At 60.5% G+C, this 21,595-nt stretch carries 20 protein-coding genes and 1 pseudogene; 18 read left to right on the forward strand and 3 right to left on the reverse strand.

What is annotated here, in order from left to right; translation table 11 throughout:
* The first annotated feature begins 86 nt into the window (after nucleotides 1-86).
* From BLM14_RS25735 to BLM14_RS25780, 10 genes are all read left to right on the forward strand, one after another.
* On the forward strand, nucleotides 87-848 hold the full coding sequence (locus BLM14_RS25735; protein WP_100002945.1) for an SDR family NAD(P)-dependent oxidoreductase: 762 nt from the start codon (nucleotides 87-89) through the stop codon (nucleotides 846-848).
* Between the two features lie 39 nt (nucleotides 849-887).
* Complete coding sequence (locus BLM14_RS25740) at nucleotides 888-1,727, forward strand: transketolase (protein ID WP_100002946.1); 840 nt, start codon at nucleotides 888-890, stop codon at nucleotides 1,725-1,727.
* The gene (locus tag BLM14_RS25745; protein WP_100002947.1) at nucleotides 1,724-2,761 is read left to right on the forward strand and encodes a transketolase family protein; all 1,038 of its coding nucleotides are present in this window, start codon (nucleotides 1,724-1,726) and stop codon (nucleotides 2,759-2,761) included. Before BLM14_RS25740 ends, BLM14_RS25745 begins: the two co-directional genes overlap by 4 nt.
* A gap of 71 nt (nucleotides 2,762-2,832) precedes the next feature.
* Nucleotides 2,833-3,837: a TRAP transporter substrate-binding protein gene (locus BLM14_RS25750; RefSeq protein ID WP_100002948.1), complete on the forward strand. Its 1,005-nt coding sequence runs from the start codon at nucleotides 2,833-2,835 to the stop codon at nucleotides 3,835-3,837.
* Nucleotides 3,838-3,863: 26 nt separating this feature from the next.
* Nucleotides 3,864-4,394, forward strand: coding sequence for a TRAP transporter small permease (locus tag BLM14_RS25755; RefSeq protein WP_100002949.1), 531 nt, complete (start codon nucleotides 3,864-3,866; stop codon nucleotides 4,392-4,394).
* Nucleotides 4,391-5,650, forward strand: a complete 1,260-nt coding sequence (locus BLM14_RS25760; RefSeq protein ID WP_100002950.1) for a TRAP transporter large permease subunit — start codon at nucleotides 4,391-4,393, stop codon at nucleotides 5,648-5,650. Before BLM14_RS25755 ends, BLM14_RS25760 begins: the two co-directional genes overlap by 4 nt.
* Before the next feature lie 12 nt (nucleotides 5,651-5,662).
* On the forward strand, nucleotides 5,663-7,156 hold the full coding sequence (locus BLM14_RS25765) for an ATP-binding cassette domain-containing protein (RefSeq protein WP_100003392.1): 1,494 nt from the start codon (nucleotides 5,663-5,665) through the stop codon (nucleotides 7,154-7,156).
* Nucleotides 7,153-8,169: an ABC transporter permease gene (locus BLM14_RS25770; protein ID WP_100002951.1), complete on the forward strand. Its 1,017-nt coding sequence runs from the start codon at nucleotides 7,153-7,155 to the stop codon at nucleotides 8,167-8,169. Before BLM14_RS25765 ends, BLM14_RS25770 begins: the two co-directional genes overlap by 4 nt.
* A 38-nt stretch (nucleotides 8,170-8,207) precedes the next feature.
* On the forward strand, nucleotides 8,208-9,191 hold the full coding sequence (locus tag BLM14_RS25775) for a substrate-binding domain-containing protein (RefSeq protein WP_100002952.1): 984 nt from the start codon (nucleotides 8,208-8,210) through the stop codon (nucleotides 9,189-9,191).
* A gap of 16 nt (nucleotides 9,192-9,207) precedes the next feature.
* Nucleotides 9,208-10,146 (forward strand): amidohydrolase family protein, encoded by a 939-nt coding sequence (locus BLM14_RS25780; protein ID WP_237143702.1) that lies wholly within the window; start codon nucleotides 9,208-9,210, stop codon nucleotides 10,144-10,146.
* Nucleotides 10,147-10,488: 342 nt separating this feature from the next.
* On the opposite strand, the gene BLM14_RS25785 is transcribed toward BLM14_RS25780, so the two are convergent.
* The gene (locus tag BLM14_RS25785; RefSeq protein WP_100002953.1) at nucleotides 10,489-10,941 is read right to left on the reverse strand and encodes a winged helix-turn-helix transcriptional regulator; all 453 of its coding nucleotides are present in this window, start codon (nucleotides 10,939-10,941) and stop codon (nucleotides 10,489-10,491) included.
* Between the two features lie 139 nt (nucleotides 10,942-11,080).
* Here BLM14_RS25785 and BLM14_RS25790 point away from each other — a divergent pair, with 139 nt between their 5' ends.
* Both BLM14_RS25790 and BLM14_RS31325 read left to right on the forward strand, forming a co-directional pair.
* On the forward strand, nucleotides 11,081-11,980 hold the full coding sequence (locus tag BLM14_RS25790; RefSeq protein ID WP_100003394.1) for an SDR family oxidoreductase: 900 nt from the start codon (nucleotides 11,081-11,083) through the stop codon (nucleotides 11,978-11,980).
* A 61-nt stretch (nucleotides 11,981-12,041) separates the two neighbouring features.
* Entirely contained in the window at nucleotides 12,042-12,428 is a 387-nt protein-coding gene (locus tag BLM14_RS31325) for a zinc-binding dehydrogenase (protein WP_133123903.1), read from the forward strand.
* A gap of 191 nt (nucleotides 12,429-12,619) precedes the next feature.
* Here the strand turns inward: BLM14_RS31325 and BLM14_RS25800 are convergent.
* Nucleotides 12,620-13,838 (reverse strand): annotated as a pseudogene (locus BLM14_RS25800) (hypothetical protein).
* Nucleotides 13,839-13,885: 47 nt separating this feature from the next.
* Entirely contained in the window at nucleotides 13,886-14,872 is a 987-nt protein-coding gene (locus BLM14_RS25805; RefSeq protein ID WP_418314281.1) for a CobW family GTP-binding protein, read from the reverse strand.
* A gap of 326 nt (nucleotides 14,873-15,198) precedes the next feature.
* Here BLM14_RS25805 and BLM14_RS25810 point away from each other — a divergent pair, with 326 nt between their 5' ends.
* From BLM14_RS25810 to BLM14_RS25835, 6 genes are read left to right on the forward strand one after another with little or no spacing between them, the layout of a single operon-like run.
* Nucleotides 15,199-16,269: a CobW family GTP-binding protein gene (locus BLM14_RS25810; RefSeq protein WP_100003395.1), complete on the forward strand. Its 1,071-nt coding sequence runs from the start codon at nucleotides 15,199-15,201 to the stop codon at nucleotides 16,267-16,269.
* Nucleotides 16,266-16,550, forward strand: coding sequence for a hypothetical protein (locus BLM14_RS25815; protein WP_100002956.1), 285 nt, complete (start codon nucleotides 16,266-16,268; stop codon nucleotides 16,548-16,550). The genes BLM14_RS25810 and BLM14_RS25815 overlap by 4 nt, the downstream gene beginning before the upstream one ends.
* Before the next feature lie 38 nt (nucleotides 16,551-16,588).
* Entirely contained in the window at nucleotides 16,589-18,109 is a 1,521-nt protein-coding gene (locus BLM14_RS25820; RefSeq protein ID WP_100002957.1) for an ABC transporter substrate-binding protein, read from the forward strand.
* An 11-nt stretch (nucleotides 18,110-18,120) separates the two neighbouring features.
* Nucleotides 18,121-19,059, forward strand: a complete 939-nt coding sequence (locus tag BLM14_RS25825) for an ABC transporter permease (protein WP_100002958.1) — start codon at nucleotides 18,121-18,123, stop codon at nucleotides 19,057-19,059.
* On the forward strand, nucleotides 19,056-19,880 hold the full coding sequence (locus BLM14_RS25830; protein WP_100002959.1) for an ABC transporter permease: 825 nt from the start codon (nucleotides 19,056-19,058) through the stop codon (nucleotides 19,878-19,880). Before BLM14_RS25825 ends, BLM14_RS25830 begins: the two co-directional genes overlap by 4 nt.
* Nucleotides 19,877-21,307, forward strand: a complete 1,431-nt coding sequence (locus tag BLM14_RS25835) for an ABC transporter ATP-binding protein (RefSeq protein WP_100002960.1) — start codon at nucleotides 19,877-19,879, stop codon at nucleotides 21,305-21,307. The genes BLM14_RS25830 and BLM14_RS25835 overlap by 4 nt, the downstream gene beginning before the upstream one ends.
* Nucleotides 21,308-21,595: the final 288 nt, after the last annotated feature.

Below are 21,595 nucleotides of genomic sequence, written 5' to 3' on the forward strand. Positions count from 1 at the left end.
CTCTTCCGTCAGAAATGTCTCAGCGACGACGGTTCGTCGCCACAGACGGTTACCAGGTGCACGGGAAGCATCGGGAGGAGATTTACATGCTATTGCAGGGCAAGACCGCGGTCATCTCGGGCGCGGCGAGCAAGCGGGGCATTGGCCGCGCCACGGCTGAATTGTTTGCCGCCCACGGCGCGAGGGTTGCGATCCTCGATGTCGATGCGCATGCTGCCAGGCAAGCGGCGTCCGAACTTTCGACTTCGGAGCTCGGCAAACATCTCGGCCTGCGTTGCGACGTTACGGATCGGGCCTCCTGCGAGGCCGCCGCCCGCGATGTCATCGAAGCATTCGGCCCGACCAGCATTCTCATCAACAATGCCGGCGTCACCCAGCCGGTCAAGACGCTGGAAATCTCCGACGCGGACTGGCAGCGCATCGTCGCGGTCAACATGACCGGCGTGCTTAATCTCAGCCAGGTGTTCATTCCCAACATGCGCGACCATGGTGGCGGCTCGATTGCCTGCATGTCCTCGGTTTCGGCCCAACGTGGTGGCGGCATCTTCGGCGGACCACATTACTCCGCCGCCAAAGCGGGCGTGCTCGGTCTGGCCAAGGCGATGGCGCGAGAATTCGGGCCGGCCGGCATCCGAGTCAATTCGGTGACGCCTGGCCTCATCCAGACCGACATCACCGGCGACAAACTGACCCCCGAGATGCGCACTGATATCCTGAAGGGCATCCCGCTTAACCGTCTCGGCGACGCTCGCGATGTGGCGAACATCTATCTGTTCCTCGCCTCCGACCTCTCCGCCTATGTCACCGGCGCCGTCATCGACGTCAACGGTGGCATGCTGATTCATTGACGGGGCGGCCATGTCGAGATTCAAGGAGGAACGCGAGGAATGACCCAGATCGGTCACAACGTCAGTCTGACGGAGAGGGCGCGGCGCATTCGTCGCCATGCGTTGCGCATGGGTGAAGTGCAAGGCCAAGGTTATATCGCCCAGGCGCTCGGGATCGCCGACGTGCTGGCCGTATCCTACTTTCACGCCACCAAATATCGCCCCGAGGATCCCGAATGGGAAGGGCGCGACCGTTTCCTGCTCTCGATCGGACATTACGCAATCGCCCTTTACGCTGCCCTGATCGAGGCGAAGATCGTTCCGGAAGACGAGCTGGAGACCTATGGCACGGATGACAGCCGCCTGCCGATGTCCGGCATGGCCGGCTATACGCCGGGTATGGAAATCACCGGCGGGTCGCTGGGCCACGGTCTCGGTATTGCAGTCGGCATGTGCCTTGCCCTCAAGCGCAAGTCGTCCAGATCGTTTGTCTATAATCTCTTCTCCGATGGCGAGCTCGACGAGGGCTCTACATGGGAAGCCGCCATGTCGGCCAGCTCCTACAAGCTCGACAATCTGATCGGCATCGTTGATGTGAATCTGATGCAGGCTGATGGCCCATCGCTCGCCGTCATGAATTTTGAACCGCTTGGGCCGAAGTTCGAGGCATTCGGCTGGTTCGTGCAGCGGGTGAACGGCAATGACATCGATGCCCTGGTCAAGGCCTTCGATGCTGCCCGCAACCACGAGGATGAGCAGCCGCGCATCATCATTTGCGATACCAAGATGGCCAAGGGCATCCCGTTCCTGGAGGCGCGCGAGCGCAACCATTTCCTGCGGGTGGAACCGCATGAATGGACAGACGCAATCAGGATCATCGACGCGGGAGTTTCGGCATGAGACGTTCCAAATACGAGCGGCCAGTCAATCTTTTGAAGGGAAACGATCAGCCGCGTCTCACGACATCCGCAATGATCGCTTCGATCGCCGGCCCGGAGCAGCCGACGAAGCCAGCACCATTCGGGCATACGCTGGCGGCGCTGGCGGCAAAGGACGACCGGATCGTCGGCCTCTCGGCCGATCTCGCAAAATATACCGATCTGCATATCTTCCGCGCAGCCCACCCCGACCGGTTCTACCAGATGGGCATGGCCGAACAGCTTCTGATGATGGCGGCGGCCGGCATGGCCCGCGAAGGGCTGCAGCCTTGGGTTACGACCTACGCGGTTTTTGCATCGCGTCGGGCCTACGACTTCATCTGCCTTGCGATTGCCGAGGAGATGCTGGATGTGAAGATCGTCTGCGCGCTTCCCGGCCTGACGACCGGTTACGGTCCCAGCCATCAGGCGACCGAGGACGTGGCCATCTTCCGCGGCATGCCCAATCTCACCATCATCGATCCATGCGATGCACTAGAAATCGAGCAGGCGTTGCCGGCAATCGCAGCGCATAGGGGTCCGGTCTATATGCGGTTGCTAAGGGGCAACGTCCCGCTGGTGCTCGATGAATATGGTTACAGTTTCGAACTCGGCAGGGCGAAGCTCATCCGGGATGGACGCGACACGCTGATCATCTCCTCTGGTCTGATGACGATGCGGGCGCTCGAAGCGGCAAAAGCCCTTCAAAAGGATGGCGTCGACGCCGCAGTGTTGCACGTGCCGACGATCAAACCCCTCGATGAGGAAACAATCCTCGCCGAATGCCGCAAGCAGAACCGCCTCGTCGTGGTCGCGGAAAACCACACGGTCATCGGTGGCCTGGGCGAAGCGGTTGCGGCAACGCTCATGCGCTCGGACGTGCGCCCTACGAGCTTCCGCCAGATCGCGCTGCCGGACCGGTTCCTGGAAGCTGGTGCTTTGCCGACGCTGCATGACATGTACGGCCTTTCGACCAACAAGGTCGTCTCGGCAATCAAAGGATGGATGGACGCATAGACACGGCGAGAGGATGGCCAGGAGGGGCCGACCTCAAGCATGCCGTGAGATGAAATCACAAGGAGGAGAATATGAACTTGCATCTCAGAAGAAGAGGGTTTCTTACAGCCGCGGTAGCTGCAATTGCTGCTCCGGCGATCATAACTGGCATTCGCCCGGCACAGGCCGCCACTACCCTGACGCTGGGCCACGGGGCCGCACCTGGGAACCCACGAACAGTCGCGGCTTCCAAGTTCGCAGAACTCGTCGCGGAGAAGACCGCGGGGCGAATCAAGATCAACGTCGCAGGTGCCGAGACGCTCGGAAGCGACTCTGCGATGCTCACCAGCCTGCGAACAGGGGCGCTCGACTTTACCGCCAACAGCCAAGGCGCCACGTCTGCCATCGTTCCGGAACTCGCAGCGCTCGGCCTCCCATTCCTGTTCGAAAATACCGACAGCGCGATCCGCGTTCTGAACGGTCCGGTTGGCGAGGAACTGAACAAGCGCTTCGAAGCCGTCGGCGTCGTACCGCTTGATTGGTGGGATAACGGCATCCGACACCTCACCAATTCGAAGCGCAAGGTAACCAGCCCGGCCGATCTTGACGGAATGAAGATCCGCACGCCTGCCGATCCTATGACGATCGACATCTTCCAGGCCTTGGGAGCGGGGACGGAGCAGATCGCGTTTGGCGAACTCTATATTGCTCTCCAGCAGGGTGTCGTCGATGGCCAGGAAAATCCGCTCGCCAACATCGAAAGCTCCAAGCTCTTCGAGGTCAATCGCTTTATCAGCCTGACCGCGCACAAATGGGAATCGACGCCCTTCCTGATGTCGAAGATTGCGCAGGCTCGCTTGGGAAGCGACCTGGAGGCGGTAAAGGTGGCGGCGAAGGAAGCGGGTGAACTGCAGCGCAAGCTCTCCACAGAGAAAGCGGCACAAGTCCTGGACATGTTCCGGAAGAACGCGGCCATCGAGGTGACGGAGGTCGATCGGGACGCCTTCATGAAGGCAACCGCCCCGGTGGCGGAGAACTGGAAGAAGAAGCCGTTCGGCGAATTCGTCGGCCAGATCGAGAAAGCGGCGCGGGGTTGATCCCCCGGGCAGCCGGGAGTTCAACCATGACCGCATTCTTGAATGTCATCGATGCTGCCGCGCGCGTTGTGGTCTTCTTCGCGCGGTTGGTCATCATCGCCAGCGGCATTGTGTTGACCGTCATCACTACGGCCAACGTGATCGCCCGCTACGCGCTCAGCAGTGGAGGCCTTTCCTCCGCACAGGAATTGCCGATGCTGATTTTTCCCTGGTTTATCCTCTCGGGCATCGTGCTCGCCGCCCATATGGGCGGCCACATGGCGGTGGAGTGGGTGTACGACAAGCTCGAAGGGCATTCGCGGCTTGTCGCATTCGGCCTTGCAGGCAGCATCAGCACAATGTCCTTTCTGATCCTGGCCTACGAAGCCGTTCTGGTGGCGGGAATCGCAGGCGTTGAGAAGAGCCCGGTTCTCGGACTTCCCAACAGCATTGGCTACTACTCGCTAGCAGCCGGCGCCCTTCTCGTCTCGTTGGTCACAGTGGCAGCCATGCTGCGGGTCTTCAGGTTTGGTTGGGAATGTCGAACCGAACTCAAGCCCGAGGAGGTGGCGCTATGACCATGGTGATGATTGCCGCTTTCTGCATCCTGATGATCATGGCGGTGCCGGTTGGCTACGCGCTCATTATCGCCGCAGGTCTTGGCGTTCTCTTCAACGGATATGTCCCCCTATCCGTGGTCGCCCAGCAGGTTTATGATCAAACACAGTCCTTCCCAATGCTGGCCCTGCCGTTTTTCATGCTGGCCGGCACCCTGATGCTCGGCGGCGAGCTCGGCCGGCGACTGCTCGAACTGGCCTCGACCGCCATGCAGCGCTGGCGCGGCGGACCGCTGTCCGCAACGGTCGTTTCTTCCGTGGTGTTCGGCGGCGTCTCTGGATCTGCGGTCGCTAATGCCAGTGCCCTTGGCTCGGTGCTCATTCCCTGGCAGAAGAAGCATGGCTATCCGCCCGCTCTTTGCGCTGCCAACAACGCCACGTCCTCGGTGATCGATGTTCTGATCCCGCCATCCATCCCGATGATCCTCTACTCCTTGATCAGCGGCGTGAGTGTCGGCGATCTCTTCGTGGCGGGCATCCTGCCCGGCCTCCTCATGGCAGCCAGCTTTGTTTTCGTGTGCTGGGGCATCTCGATCCGCCGCAACTATCGGACGGAGGACGCACGTCTGCGTAAGCGAGAGCTCATGCTTCTCGGACTGAAAAGCTTTCCGGCGGTCTTTTTGCCGGTCCTCATTATTCTGTTTCTTCGCTTCGGATTGGCGACACCGACCGAGGTTGCGGTTCTCTCCGTTGTGTATTCGCTTTTCCTCAGCCTGCTGCTTTATCGCGATCTGACGTGGAAGCGGTTTTGCGACAATCTGGTCGAGGCAGGGATAGCGACGGGGGTGGTCATGCTCGTCATCATGGGCAGCGCCTCGGTCGGCTGGGTGCTGACGTTCGACCAGGCGCCCCAGCAGATGGCGGAATGGGTTGCCGCCAATATCTCAAGCCCCATCGTCATCATCCTGATGATGAACGTCATGATGCTCATCGTCGGAATGCCCCTTGACATGCCACCGGCAATACTCCTGCTTGGGCCGATTTTCGTGCCGCTCGCGGATGCAATCGGCCTCGACCGGGTTCAGTTGGGTCTGATGATGGTGATCAACCTCGGAATCGGGCTCTATACGCCGCCGATCGGCACGACGCTGTTCATCTCTTCGTCCATAGCGAAGGCGCCGCTGGGGGAAACGACGCGAGAACTGGTGCCCTTCTTCACCATGGCAATGATGCTGCTTCTGGCCGTGAGCTTCATCCCCGCACTGACGATCTACTGAGAGATGAAGTCGATGGTTGCCAGCAATCAGATGACCGTTTCAGTCAAGGGCCTGATGAAGTCCTATGGCGCCACCTCCGTCCTCAAGGGGGTTGATTTCTCCGTCGCCCGCGGCGAAGTCCATGCGCTCCTGGGCGGCAACGGCGCCGGAAAGTCGACGATGATCCGGATCATCACCGGTTCGGCAGCCAGGGACGGTGGTGACATCGAGTTTCATGATGCGGCGGGTGAACTCCTCCTGGAGGCGGAAGGGCGAAAAAGCGTCACGGTGGTGCATCAGGAGCTCGCGCTTTTGCCGCATCTGACGGTGGCGGAAAACATCGTCCTTCCGCGCTATTCCTCCGGCCTTGCGGTGTTCGACCGTCAGCGTTCTTTCCAACAGGCATACGAGGCGCTTGCGATCATCGATCGCGAATTTGCGGCAAGGTCGCTTCATCGTCTTGTCGCAGATCTCACTCTGCATGAGGGCCAGATGGTTGAGATCGCCCGCTCCCTCTCGTCGGGCGCGCAGTTGATCTTGCTCGACGAGCCGACCGCCAACCTGACAGCAGCGGAAACGGAACGTCTATTCGCCGTGTTAAGGCGGCTGACCTGCGAAAACGGCCTTTCGGTCGTATTTGTCTCGCACCGCATGAAGGAAATCCGGCAGGTTGCCGACGTCTGCACCATCATCCGCGATGGCCGAACCGTCGTGGATCGGGAGCCTATCGCTAACCTCTCGGATACGGCCATCGTCGAAAGGATGGGCCAGTTGGCCATGTCAGCTGCGGCAAGCTCGACACCGGCCGCCCGACACGCTGCCCTGAGCGGGGAGCCCCTGACGATCCGAGAAGAGGGGCTGGAGATCACCTTGCGACCAGGCAGCATTCTCGGCGTCGCCGGTGCGCCAGCTGGACCTGAGACGTTGATCTCGGCACTTGTGGGTGCTGCCCGCTCAAAGCGCTGGAGTGTATCTCTGTCCGGCTGGCCTCAACGCTTTTCCTCGCCTCATCAGGCCGCAAGCCGTGGCGCCGGCTTTATCACCGGCGACCGGTCCCACAAGGGCATTCTCCACAGTCTTCCGATCATCGACAATGTGCTCGCCGCCCGGCGCGTGGTTCGGGACAGCTGGGTTGTCGGGGGACGCGAACGTGTGGAGTGTTTCGATCTTCTGCAAGCCCTGAAGGTGAAGGCGGCCTCCCTTTGGGATCTGCCCAATACGCTGAGCGGCGGCACGCAGCAAAAGCTCCTTCTGGCACGGTGGCTCGGTGTCCCATCGCGGCTTCTGGTTCTGGAAGAGCCGACACGCGGCGTCGATATCGGCACCAAGAAAGAAATTTATCAACTGATCCGGGACATGGCGGCAAGCGGCACGATCATTGTCTGGTGGTCAACCGAAAACGCAGAACTCCTCGAGGTCTGCGACCGGGTGGTGGCCTTCGACACCGACGGCCTGTGCGCGGGCGTCATCAATCACGAAGACCTAAGCGAGGACAAGCTCGCGGAACTGACGGGAATGGCGGCATGACAGAAGCAAGCACTGAACAAGCGCTCCGTAGGGATAGCGCGCCGCTCGCGATCCGGCAGAGGGAAAGCATCGTCAGCACTTATCGAACCGAAATCGCCATCGCCGGCGCGATCGTCCTGTTGGTGTTCGCCGTCGGCTCGCAGGTTCCGCAGGCTCTGAGCTGGGGCAATTTTGCTAACATCACGCAGGCTGGCGCACCGCTCATCATCATGTCGCTCGGCGTCTTGCTGGTCGTCATCACGGGCGGCATCGATCTTTCCGTAGGATCGGTCTTTTCGCTGACCGGCATGGTAACCGCGCAGGCCATGGCGAACGGACTTGGCGGCATCAGTGCCAGCCTCATCGGGCTCGGTGTCGGCCTGGTCTTCGGTTCGATCAACGGCTTTCTCGTCACGATCGCTGGCCTGGCACCCTTCGTCGTCACGCTGATCACCTTCGCCGTTGCCGGTTCGCTCGCCTTCATCGTCACCAACGGGCGTTCCATGCCGATCGGTGACCCGGATTTCTGGCTGCTGAACAGCGGCAGCATAATTCCCAGCATGCCGAACTACATCCTGTTCTGCATCGTGCTCCTGACCGTCACTGAGATCTTTCTGAAGAAACTGGTGGCTGGGCGGTGGTTCTATGCTGTCGGCAGCAGCGCGCCCGCGGCGTTCCTGCTCGGCATCCCGGTCAAGCGCACCAAGTTCCTAGCCTATGTTGCGTCATCGCTCCTAGCCTCATTCTCCGGCCTCCTGACGATCTCCTATATCCTGAACGCCGAATCGACGGCGGGCGCAAACCTGATGTTGCAGGCGATCGCGGCGGTCGTCATCGGTGGTGCAAGTCTCCTGGGGGGCACGGGGACCGCTATCGGCGCAGTGCTCGGCGCGTTGATGATCACCGTCATCCAGAACGGGGTCAATCTCATCGGAATCAACAGCTTCTGGCAGGGCTCGGTCACCGGTGTTGCAATCCTGATCGCCGTCCTGATCGACCGTTTCAGCAAATCCCGGCGCGGTGCCGGCGGATAACACGGCGTAATGCCGGTTCTTTGGAGGAGGGAATACGCATGAGGAACAAGATGAAGATAGCGCTTGCCGTGGCAGCCAGCCTTGCGCTTGCGGCGGGGTTTGGATTGGCATCGCCCGCGCAAGCGGAAGACAAGAAGGTCGTTGCCTATCTCGCGCCCTCGCTCGATATCTCCTACTGGCAATGGGTGGGTTACGGCGTGAAGCAGAAGGCGAAGGAGCTCGGCATGGACTATGTCGAGTTCACCTCGGAGAACTCGCCGGCGAAGCAGATGGACAATGCCCGCACGGCTGTGACCAAGGGTGTCGACGCGATCGTTATCGGCCCGGTCAGTTCCACCAGCACACCGCCGCTTCTCGCCTACCTAAAATCCCAGAACATCCCGATCGCCTTCGCGGGCATCGGCCCACAGCCTGGCCAGGTGGACTACACGTCTTCAGTCACCGCCAACAACTACGAGACCGGCAAGGCGCAGGGCAGTTTTGTCTGCGCGCTCGCCAAGGAACGGGGCGGCAACCAGGTCGGTATGCTGTCGCTGCCGCAGGACCGCGAAAACGCACAGAAATATCTGAAGGGAGCCGAGGAGGCCTTCAAGGCCGACGGTTGCGATCTCGTCCAGATCCTCGAAACCCGCGGTCTGACGGTCAATGAAGCGGTGACCCAGGCAAACGACATGCTGACGGCGCATCCGGACATCAAGGCAATCTATGGCATGTATGACGAGGCCGGAACCGGTGCCGCCAAGGTTCTGGAAACCCGCGGCCTCACCGGTAAGATCGGCATTGCCGTTGCCGATGGCAGCCCGACCACGATCGCGCTTTTGAAGGGGAAGGCGATCCAGGGCATCTTCTTCCAGGAAGCTGTCGGGCAGGGGATTGACGGTACGCAGCAGGTCTTCAACGCGCTGACGAACGTCCCGGTGGAAAAGGATCTGGCGCTTGTCATGCCGCTCGTGACGGCCGACAAGATCGATTCGCCGGAAGCCAAAGCAGTCATTGCCCGCGTCTTCCCGCCGAGTAACTGACCAATGAAAGCCGGGGATGGCGGCGCCGGGCCGCCATCCTGCCACTCAGGAGCTGCTCATGTCCGACGACTTTCCGATCATCGACCCGCACTTTCATCTGTGGGATCTCGAAACCAACTACTATCCGTGGCTCTCTGACGGTGTGAAACCCTCGGCCTTCGGCGACTACACGGCGATCAACAAAACCTACCTCATCGAGGATTTCCTGGCTGACGCCAAAAACCAGAATCTCGTCAAGGCCGTGCATCTCGATGTCGGTTATGACCCAAGGGATCCGGCGGGCGAGACGCGGTGGCTGCAGGGCGTCGCGGACACACATGGATTCCCGCACGGCATCGTCGGCTACGCGGATTTGCGCAAGCCGAACGTAGGCGATCTGCTCGACGAGCACATGTCCCATGCGAACTTCCGCGGTATCCGCCAATCGATGAATTTCCATAAAGACCCGGGCAAGACCTACCTCACGGACCCGGAGGTGAGCCGTACACCCGAATGGCGGCGTGGGTTCAAGGAACTCGCTCGTCGCAGCTTGAGTTTCGACCTACAGCTCTATTACTGGCAAATGGAGGAGTTTCTGGAACTGGCTCGCGACTTCCCTGACGTGCAGATCATCCTGAACCATACCGGCATGCAGGTGGATGGTCGGGAACACTTCGAGGCATGGCGCAAAAGCATGCGAACGCTGGCGCAGGCACCCAATGTGGCCTGCAAGATTTCTGGCCTTGGTATGGGCGATTGGACCTGGACCAACCAGAGCATTCGACCCTATGTCGAGGAGGCAATCGCTGCTTTCCGCGCAGAGCGCTGCATGTTCGCCTCAAACTTTCCCGTCGATAAGCTATTCTCCAGTTATGATGCTGTCTTCAACGCATTCAAAGAAATAACCAAAGACTTCACGCTGACCGAGCGCAAGGCGCTGTTCCACGGCAATGCAGAAAGGATATATCGGTTGTAAGGCGGGCTGCGCAAACCCGTCTAGGGCTCTGACAGTCCACGCCGAAAATCGCTATTCTTCGGTGAGTGTGGCTGGCGGGTTCGAAGAACGCTACGCTACTAGCTTCGGTACGTGCCGCTCGACCAATAGCAGGAATCGGGTGTTGCGAGCCCCCCGCAACCAACAACGACGAAAAAACCTCGGTTATCCAATAGGTTACTGGGTTTTTTGCGTTGCCCGATATCGCTGCTGCGATTCTGTCTCCCATAAAATCAGCTACTTAGTCCGCAGGTGCAGACCCCCGCAAGCAATTGCTCTGCACGCTCACCTTCCTCGTGTAGAAGTCCGAGTGAGATCGGGTGGCTATAGCTTCTTTTTTTTTGGCGGATTGTCCAAGTCATACTGGGTCCGGGATTGACGGATGCGGCCATGATGTTCGGCGGTCCAAACGACAAGGGCCGAGACCGGTCCGAGCAGCGATTGACCCAGTTCCGTCAAACCGTACTCCACACTCGGGGGCCGCGTCGGGAAAACTTCACGATAGATAAGGCCGTCGCGCTGCAGACTGCGCAGCGTGCCGGTCAGCATGGCCTGGGATATATCCGGGATCGCGCGGCGCAGTTCACCGAAGCGATGCGGCCGAAGACCTAAAATCTGCAGAATGAGCGAAGCCCATTTGTCGCCGATATGGGCGAACACATCTCGCACGGGGCAGTTCTGCGGATCAAAGAGCGCGCTTGCGGGCTCTGCCATCATCGCTTTCACCGTGTCGATGGCCACCTCGTAATCCACTTTCATTCTCGCAAATGCCGTCATGGGTATCCTCCGGAGAACATGGTTCTGAAAAACTGCCTACTTTACGCCTTCTCACTCGTCTGTAATTTACGCCTACTCTGAAATTTAGACCAGCCCTGTTTTTGTACTCAGGACGGTCCCCACCAGAATGGATGAAATCATGACTGCAAAGTATCTCGTCACCGGCGCATCAGGTCAGCTTGGCCAGCGCGTCCTGCATCACCTTCTCGAAACGTCCGGCGTGGAACCCAGCGATATTATCGCGGCCAGCCGCAAGCCTGACACCCTGATCGAATGGGCCCAGAAAGGCGTTGCCGTCCGTCGCGTCGATTTCGATGACGCGGCATCCATGGAGGACGCTTTCGCGGAGGCGGAACGGGTCCTGCTCATCAGCACAGACGCACTCGACCGTCCCGGCATCCGCCTCGTTCAGCATCGCGCTGCAATTGCCGCCGCCGAAAAGGCCGGCGTCAAGCACCTGCTTTACACCTCGATGCCCGAGCCGGCCAACTCGCCGCTGCTTTTTGCACCGGACCATGAAGGGACAGAATCCGCGCTCACCGCGAGCTCCATTCCCGGCTGGACCATCCTGCGGAACAACTGGTACTTCGAGAACCTCTATATGAGCGCGTCTACCGTCCTGGCCAGCGGTCAGTGGTATTCGGCAGCCGGCGAGGGCCGCGTCGCCCATATTGCCCGTGAAGACATCGCCCGCGCGACCGCCGCTGCGCTCGCTTCAAAGAGCGACGACAGGAAAATCTACACGCTGACCGGAGCTTCGTCCTATACGCATCGCGACATGGCTGAGATCATCGGCAAGGCTACCGGCAAGGATATCGCGGTGATCGATGTGCCGGTTGAGGCTCTCGTTCAGGGCATGGTTGGCGCAGGCCTGCCTGATCCGGTCGCGCGGGTCTATGCCTCGATCGACACCATGATCGGCGTCGGTGGCCTCGCAACGATCACATCTGACTTCCAGACCCTGACGGGTGTTGAGCCGCTGGCGTTCGAGGCCTGGATCGACAGCCAGGCCGATACCCTGAAGTCCATGGTGAAATGAACTTCGTCGGCCTGCACCAGGCCGATTCGGGGTCACCCGTTTCCCGCAATTGGTGAGGCCTGTGGCGGGGCTTCGCGCTGCTCGTCTCGCAGAAGCGCGCCAACTGGCCGGCGACGCTCGATATCACCGAGCCGCCGGCAAATGCCACATTCGACTTTGCGATCAGCGCCGCCGCTCCGGTCGCGGCCACCCTCATCGCGCATATGCAGACAACGGCAGGGTGGTGAGCATCGTTCCGGTTCCCGAGGGCGCTAATGCCGACAGCCGTGTGATCATCGATGAGCTCTATCACCGCACCAATGCCGGCATGCTCGAAGCCGTCGCCCTGGCCGCGTCTCGCGGCGCACTGACCATTCCGGTCGCGATGACCTTTCCGCTGGATCAAATCGGCCCGGCCCACAATGCCCTCGCCGCCGGTGTGGAGGGCAAGGTCGTGCTGAGACATTGAACGTGTGCGACGTCCGTACCGCAAACGTCGGGTGGGGCAGCTCCGGCCCCTACGCCATGTTTGATCCATTAGAGCTCGTCAGCTTCAAGTCATCAGCCTGGGCCGCCTGCAACATCGTCATCTCCGGAAGAGGGTCTTCTGCGTGTTAGCCCGAAACTGCCGCTACAGTCCCGGGCCATAGATTCATCGTATCAGCGCGAAGCACCCGAGCCGCCGACAGCAACGATCGAGAAGGGCTGGCCTTCGACAGCGATGGTACGAGTCTCTATCAGCGTCTCAGCATCAACGACCCGTACAAGCGAGTGCCGGTGATCGCGATCTGGCCATCGGCCACGGCAAGACGCGGACGCGGATCGCGCCAGTGGCCGTCCTTGCTACGGGGCTCGGTGACCTTGGCCTTGCGGACGATTTCGCCCTTGATGACGTCCAGAACGTGCAGGTCGCCATCTTCCGTCAGGATGTAGGCGTTGCGCGGCGTTGCAGGATCAAGCAGGAAGTCGACGCGCCGGGTGGGAAGCTCGACCAGACGATACAACTGCTCATTGTCTGGATCAATGAGGACGACCTTGTCCTCGCCATAGTTCCCGAGAAAGAACTGCATCGCCTTGCCACCGAGGAGCGTGCCCGTATAGCCCTTCGGAAAATCGGCGGGGTAGGCGAGCATTTCAAGCTTTGGCCCGTCGAGGCCGCCCGGCCGAGCAACAAGAACACCTTCCTTGCAACCGAAGGCGACAAGACGCGCCGATGTCGCTTCGCCGTGGAGGTCGGTGCAGGTGGCGACGTCGCCTACCTGCTCACCCGTCTCGTCGATAACCCGAAGACCGCCGCGCGGCGGTAGTTCGTCCGGTTTCGTTTCCGCTTCGATGTTGGGGACAGATACGAGGACATGGCGTCCCATGGTCACGGCAACGCCATGATGGGGCTTCGTGGTGTCGACCGTCTTGACTTCCGCCTTACCCTCCAAGAGAGCCGCTTCATCGATAATTTCGGCCTTGCCGCCACGATCGTAGAACAGGATTGCGTGATTGTCGTGCGGAACGACGTGGCCGGGACGCTTGCCTTGGAACGTCACGGGCAGGAGTGCGGGATCCGAAACTTCAAGATCGCGGTGCTCCCGTGGTCGGAAAAATTGATACCGGTCTTGATGGCGTGCACGATGTCGGCTTCGGTCTGCGCGGCGAACACTGTCTGGCCCGAGGCACTGGCCGTCAACGCGGCATAGCCTTTGAGATCGTAACGGCCAAGTTCCTCGCCACTTTCAAGATCGATGGCGCGAACGAAAGGTTGGGTATGGTCGGCCACGAACAGACGCCAGGCCTCTTTCGTCTCAGCCATCGCGCCGGGCGCGACAAACAACACGGCGACCGCCACAGCAGCCATTAAGCGGTTTCGGGTGAGAGACAGTATTATTGGGTTCCTTCCTTCTTTAAACGTAGTTCGCGGTACATCGCGTCCGATTATTCGGCGGCTTGCCGCACCGCTCGGCATTTCGCGAAGCCGTCGCTGATGAAATCTTTGGGGAGGTCGCGGCCGATGAAGACCAGCCGGGTGACGCGGTCTTCATTTTTCTTCCATGGCCGCTGGTGATCTCCCTCCAGCAACATATGGACGGCCTGGACGACAAATCGGTCGTCGTCACCGGCGAATGAAATGATCCCCTTCATGCGCAGCATGTCCATCCCGAATGCCTGGACCGTCATCTGCAGCCAGTTCAGGAATTTTCCCGGATCCATCGGCCCGCGCTCGACGAGCGAGAAGCTCGTCACATGAGCGTCGTGCTCGTGGTCATGCGCCTCGTCCAGGAAATCAGGCTCGACCTCCAGAATGCGGTCGAGATCGAATGCCTTCCGGTCGAGGAGGCTCGCGATATCAACGTCGCAACGCTGGGATCTGATGATGCTGGCGGCCGGATTGATGCGTCGGATGCGCGCTTCAACCGCCGCAATCTCATTCTCGTCGACAAGATCGGTCTTGTTGAGGATGATCGTGTCGGCAAAGGCCAGCTGTTCCTGTGCCTCATGCGCCCTGTCGATCTCGCCGAGCAAATGCTTGGCGTCTACCACGGTAATGATCGAATCCAGCCGGGTTTTCGATCGAACCTCCTCATCGACGAAAAAAGTCTGGGCGACCGGCGCGGGATCAGCCAGGCCGGTCGTTTCGATGAGGATGCCGTCAAAGCGATCGCGGCGGCGCATCAAGCCTTCGATGATGCGGATCAGGTCGCCGCGCACCGTGCAGCAGATGCAGCCGTTGTTCATCTCGAACACGTCCTCGTCGGACTCGACGATGAGATCGTTGTCGATGCTTACTTCGCCAAACTCGTTGACGATGACGGCGAACTTCTTGCCGTGCGGTTCCGTCAGAATGCGATTGAGAAGCGTGGTTTTGCCCGCACCAAGGTATCCGGTCAGTACCGTGACGGGAGTGGGCTCGATCTGAGACATGATGGTCCTCCTGAATAGTCGGCGCGCTAGCTGCCTTTAATCGACAGACCGGATAAGCAGACGTTATTACATTACGTTTCCGATTGACGAACGTAATAACATTACCTATGCAGTCGCTGTCAATCCCCGAGGAAGCGATGAGCAACAGTTGCCTGGAATTCGAGAACCTTACGCTTGGCTATCAGGGCCATGCCGCGGTTCATCACCTGAGCGGAGAGGTGCAGCGTGGCTCGTTGACCGCCGTGGTCGGCGCAAACGGATCCGGTAAATCGACTTTGATGAAAGGTAAGCGTTGGCGCAAAGCACCCGAGAAGACGGAGGATGACATGAGGCAGCTCTACGAGCCCGTGCCGGTCACCCTTCTGACCGGCTTTCTCGGATCGGGGAAGACAACGCTGCTGAACGACATTCTGGCTGATCACCGTATGCAAGGGACAGCCGTTATCGTCAACGAGTTCGGCACGGTGCCGATCGATCACGACCTGGTCCGTACGGGCTCCGAAACCTACTTCCGGACGACCACGGGCTGCATTTGCTGCACGGCGACCAGCGACATCAGAAGCTCTCTCTCAGAACTTCACGAAGCACGGATTCGTGGGGACATACCACTTGTCTCACGCGTCGTGATTGAGACGACCGGGCTCGCCGACCCGGCACCTATCATCAACAGCATCATTCCCGGAGGCGCGCCTGCAATGGGGCTGAGGGACCATGTCGTGGCCCGGCACTTCCACCTTGCGCGCGTTGTGACGGCTTTCGATGTGCTCAACGGCCGCGCAACGCTCGACAGTTTCCTGGAGGGCTGGAAGCAGCTCGCCTTTGCCGATCATGTGGTCCTGACGAAGACTGATATCGCCGACACTGGTCACGACTGGCGAGAAGAGCTGAGGGCTCTCAATCCCGCGGCAGTCTATCACGATCGCCATCGACAGGGGTTTGATTTGGCGGGGCTATTTGGCGACGCCGCTTACTCCGTCTCAGGAAAAGCCGAGGATGTGCCTGGCTGGCTGGCGATGGAAAGGCTCGGCGCTCACCCGGATCATGCCCATGACCCAAATCGACATGGCGATGAGATCGAGGCGATCAGCTTAAGCCACGATGTGCCGCTCTCGCCCCAGGCAGTTGACACCTTCTTGCATATCGTGACGACCAACATCGGTTCTGGTCTCCTGCGCCTGAAAGGCATGTTCGCGCTCACAGATGACCCAGCCCGTCCGCTGGTCGCCCACGCCGTGCAGCACCGGCTCTATCCGCTCCAGCGCCTCGAACGTTGGCCGGACGAAGACCACCGCAGCCGCGTGGCCCTCATCGGGCAGGACATGCCTGCCAAACCGATCCGGGACTTGTTCGAGGTCCTGGCTCCGCGTGCGGCGAGGAAAAAGCGGGGGGCGGCATGAGCGAAGCCTTCGTCAATCCACTGGCACGGAATGGACCGTCGGTCATCAGCAGTGCTCGCTCGATCAAATCCTGGGCACGCGAGTTGCTCACACTACCCGACGAGGCCGTTGTTTCGGTAAGCGCGCTTGCCTGCCATGTGTCCGGCTGCCCCCCAAGAGAGACCGTGATCTTCGTGATGCAGGGCGCAGAAACGGTCCAGCTCTCGATCCACAAAGCGATGCAGGACGTGACGGAGGACGACATAGCCCATGCGTTTTCCGCTGCATCCAACCCCGACTGATTTTTGCAACAACATCCAATTGATACGGAGAAAATTCAATGCGCATTGCGAAAGCGCTTTTCCTCACACTGATGCTCGGCGCGTCGATGCCGGCAACTCATGTTCGGGCCGAGACCCTGAAGGTTGCTGGCCCTTGGGAGGTCACCGGCATCGAACCGGCCCAGACCGGATATATCTTCAGCCGCCTCCAGATAGCCGAAACGCTTGTGACAACTGACAAGGAGGGCGCACTTCGCCCTGGGCTTGCGGAGAAGTGGGCAGTCTCGGGGGATGGCCTAACCTGGACCTTTACGCTCCGCGACAATGCCGTCTTCCATGATGGAGTCCCAGCGACTGCCGAGACTGTAGTCGCCAGCCTCCAGCACGCGCTCGCCGGCGTCGGCGTTCTGTCCCAGGCTCCGATCGCCGATATTGCAAGCGAGGGGGCCGATGTCCGCATTCGCTTGACAAAACCTTTCGCCGCTCTTCCTGCCTATTTGGTACATTTCAGCACGATTATCCTGGCGCCATCTTCATTCGATGCAGCGGGCAAGATCACACAGATCGTCGGCACAGGCCCTTACAAGGTTAAGACCCTCACGCCACCTGCACGGCTCGAGCTTGAAGCCTCGGGAGCGTGGTGGGGCGGCAAGCCCGCCATCCAGGACGTGAGCTACCTTGCCGTGGGGCAGGGGGAGACCCGAGCGCTGATGGCCGAGAGCGGCGAGGCCGACCTCGTCTTTTCCATGCTTCCCGTATCGGTCGACCGTCTGAAGGCCAATCCGAAGCTGAACGTTCAGATAGCGACCATCCCACGCACCCGCATCCTGAAGATCAACGCAGCGTCGCCCTTCTTCGATGAGGTGGGGGAGCGGCAGGCGATCAGTGCTGCCATCGACCGCGTCGGCACCACCAAAGTCATCCTGCGCAACGCCGATCTTGCAGCAACGCAGCTCTTCCCACCCGCCATGAAGGGTTGGAATTCTCCTGACGTTCGACCGCTCGTGAGGGATGTCGAGAAGGCAAAGGAGCTTTTGGCAAAAGTAGGCTGGGTGCCGGCAAGCGATGGCATTCTGGAGAAAGACGGCAAGCGCTTCAGCGTCACCATGCTCACCTATTCCAGCTGGCCGGAGCTTCCCCCGATTGCCACCGCACTTCAGGCCCAACTGCGGCAGGTCGGCATCGACGTCAAGGTTTCCGTCGGCAACAGCTCTGAAATCCCCGCTCGTCATCAGGACGGGACGCTGGAGATGGGGCTGATTTCGCGGCTCTACTCTATCGTGCCCGACCCGGTCGGCACGCTGCTGCAGGACTACGGCCCGGGCGGAAGCGACTGGGGCTCGATGGGCTGGGATAACAAGGAGATCCAAGGCATTGTCGAACAGCTTGCGGCGACCAGTGATGTGACCGCCCGCGCGCCGCTTCAGGCTCGCGCCGTGGAAATTCTGCAAGAGGAACTCCCGAGCATCCCGGTGACCTGGTCGGAGCTGGCTATCGTTTCCAGCAAGCGCATTTCCGGCGTCGAGGTCGATCCGCTTGAGGTCAACTACGGCCTTTCAGCCATCCACTGGGCAGAATGAGGGAAAGGCCTGTGCGAAACTTCCTTCTTGCACGCCTGCTGCAGGCTGGCATTGTCGCCATCGTGGTCGGAGCCCTTTGCTTCGTCCTCATGCGCGTGTTGCCCGGCGATGCCGCCATGCGCATCGCGGCTGGCCGCTATGGACCGGATGCCCGCATTGCCGAGGCAGCCGAAAAAGTCCGGCTTGAACTGGGGCTTGATCGGCCGATTACGACCCAGTTCCTCGAATGGCTTGGCAATCTGCTTCGGCTCGATTTTGGCCATTCCCTGGTCACAGGTGGCACTGTCGTGCATGAGTTGCAGGTGCAGCTCGGTGCGTCTGTGTGGCTGGCTGCGGCCGCCCTCCTGTTGTCTCTCGTGATCGGGCCGGTCGTCGGCCTTTTCTCCGGCTTGAAGCCGGGAGGAGTTGCAGACCGTATGGGCCTTATAGGCGCCGTGACTTTCCGTGCCATCCCGCCTTTCGTGCTCGGGCTCATCCTGATGCTGGTATTTTCCAAGCAACTCGGCTGGCTACCGCCAGCAGGCTTCGGCACACCCCGCGAGATCCTGCTGCCGGCGCTCACACTTGCGCTCGGGCTTGCGGCCATGTCGAGCCGCGTCACCCGCAACGCTGTCGCTGCGGTCGCACGGGCGCCTTACTTTGCGTTCGCCCGCTATAAGGGACTGCCCGAGGCTGTCGTGGTGCGTCGGCATGGATTGCGCAACGCAGCCATTCCCGTTGTCTCCTATCTCGGCCTGCAGGCGATCTACCTGATCGAAGGGGTCGTGGTCGTGGAGTCCCTGTTTGCCTATCCGGGGATCGGCCACGCGCTGGTGCATGCGATCGTCGAGAGAGACATTCCGATGGTGCAGGGAACAGCGCTGGTCATGGGGCTGATGTTTGTCGCCATCAGCGCCGTCGTTGATCTTCTTTCGCTTTGGCTCGATCCGCGCCAGAGGAGACCAGCATGAGTCTATTGAACGACGTATCTTCCCCAAGGTCCAAGACCGGACCGGGAGCGGCGCGGTTGACCGGCGCCGGCCTCCTGATCCTGCTCGGCGCGTTTGCCCTTATCGGCCCGGCGGTCATCCCCGTGGATCCGTCGGCGCAGGACTTCGGCGCCAGCCTTGCACCCATCGGCGGCGACTACGTGCTAGGCGCCGACCACTATGGGCGCAGCCTGCTGGCACGACTTGCCCACGGCGCACGCCTCTCCTTTGGCATGGCCTTCCTCACCATGCTGGCGGCAGCCATACCCGGCGTTCTGCTGGGCCTGCTCGCGGCCTGGAAAGGCGGTTGGACGGAAAGGGGTCTTGAACTTGTGGCGACCGTGGTTCTGGCACTACCGGGTTTGATGCTGGTGCTACTGCTCCTGGCCTTCTCACCCGGCAATTATGGCCCGCTATTCCTCGGCCTGGCGTTGACGCTTTGGGTGGAATTCTACCGCGTGACGAAGGCGACGACGAAGACGGTGCTGGGCCAGCCCCATATCGAGGCGGCTCGCATGCTGGGTTTCGGCTCGCGCTACATCCTCACGCATTATGTGTGGCCGGTGATCACGCCGATGATCGCGACACTTTCGGCCTTTGCGATGGCCACCGCCATCATTGCGGTGTCGACCCTGAGCGCCATCAGCGTCGGCCTCCAGCCGCCGACACCGGAACTGGGCAGCATGATCGTTGAACTCTTGCCTTATTACAGCGAGGCGCCGGTGCATGTGCTTCTTCCAGCCGGCCTCATCTTCCTGCTGGTTCTCGGCCTGCAACTTCTCGCTCAGGGGGAGCGCGCATGAACATCCAGATCACTTTAGACCTTTCCATCTCGGATTTGTCGATCCACAGTGCCGAGGGCAATATCGTCTCGGACATATCCCTGGCATTGGGAAGGGGGCAGCCCCTGACGTTGCTCGGCGAAAGCGGCTCAGGCAAATCGCTGGTCGCGCAAGCGATCATGGGCAATTTGCCGCCGGAACTGCATGCGACGGGACACGTGACTTTCAAGGGAACGGATATTCTCGGCGAATCTCCCGCTGAACGACGTCGTCGCTGGGGCCGAAGCATTGGCCTCTTGCCGCAGGAGCCCTGGCTGGCGCTGGATCCAACCATGCCAGTCCTGCCACAGGTGACCGAAATCCATCGCTACGTGAAGGGCAGGGCTACTGCCGAAAGCGCGACTGCGGCGAAACGAAACCTGTCAGAGGTCTCTTTATCATCCGCGGAGGCCCTTTATCCCTTCCAGATCTCCGGCGGCATGGGCCAGCGAGCGGCGATTGCCATGGCACACGCCGCCGACAGCGAACTCCTGATCGCCGACGAGCCGACCAAAGGCCTGGACACGATGCTCAGGGACTCGGTGGTCGCTCGCCTGAGGGAGGAAGTGGAAAGTGGTCGCCTGCTGCTAACCATCACCCACGATGTTGCGGTCGCGAGGGCCCTTGGCGGAACGATAGGCGTCATGGTGGACGGCCGCCTTGTTGAACACGGACCCGCCGAAAAGCTGTTCGAGGCGCCCGAACATGCTTACACCAAAGCCCTTCTTTCGTCCGAGCCTTCGCAGTGGGAGCGACGCGCGCCGGCTGCATCCGGGGGACTGGTCATTGCCGGGCGAGGGCTCAAAAAAAGCTATGGCGGTAAGCCCCTTTTCTCCGACCTGGATATCGAAGTTTCTGCGGGCGAGATCGTCTCGGTCTTCGGGCCGAGCGGTTGCGGCAAGACCACTATTGGCAATATCCTTTTGGGCCTGACGTCGCCCGATGCTGGCGTGGTCGAGCGCACGGCCGGGCTGTCGCCGCTGCGTTTTCAGAAACTCTACCAGGACCCGCCTGCGGCCTTCGCACCCCATCAGACGATCCGCAAGGCATTGAAGGATTTGGCTCGTCTCCATGGCAAGGACTGGAAAGTCATCATGGAACTACAGGACCGCCTGCGCCTGCCGGCGAGCTTGCTCGATCGCCTGCCGGGGCAGATTTCGGGCGGCGAATTGCAGCGGTTCGCGCTGCTGCGCGCCCTGCTGCTCGAACCCGCGTTTCTCTTTGCAGATGAGGCGACGTCCCGGCTTGACCCCGTCAGCCAGATGGAGGCTGTCGCGTTCTTAATGGAGATCGTCCGGGAAACTGGTCTTGCTATCCTAATGGTTACTCACGACCTTCACATGGCTGAAAGGATTTCAACGCGCGTAATGACGCTGGAAACGGGAGCGGCGCCTGCGGCAATGCGGTAGATTCGGAAGTTATGGCGAGCCTCCGCCATGGAGATAGGGGGCAGTGGTTCGAACTCGCTGAAGGCGGTCGATGATTGTTACGCTGCGATTTTCGGAACGTGCCGCTCGACCAATCGCAGGAATCGTTGGTTGCGTGCCCTCGCAACCAACATGGATGAGAAACCCGTGTAATCTCAGCCGGTTAGCCGCAGGGAAATTAGAACAAAAAACAGCGCCTCAGTGAAATCAAGGACTTACAGTCGCAGGTGCAAATCGGAAGTGCTTTACCCCGCAACCAATTCCCTCGTG

The sequence above is a fragment of the Phyllobacterium zundukense genome (assembly GCF_002764115.1).
Classification (GTDB): domain Bacteria; phylum Pseudomonadota; class Alphaproteobacteria; order Rhizobiales; family Rhizobiaceae; genus Phyllobacterium; species Phyllobacterium zundukense.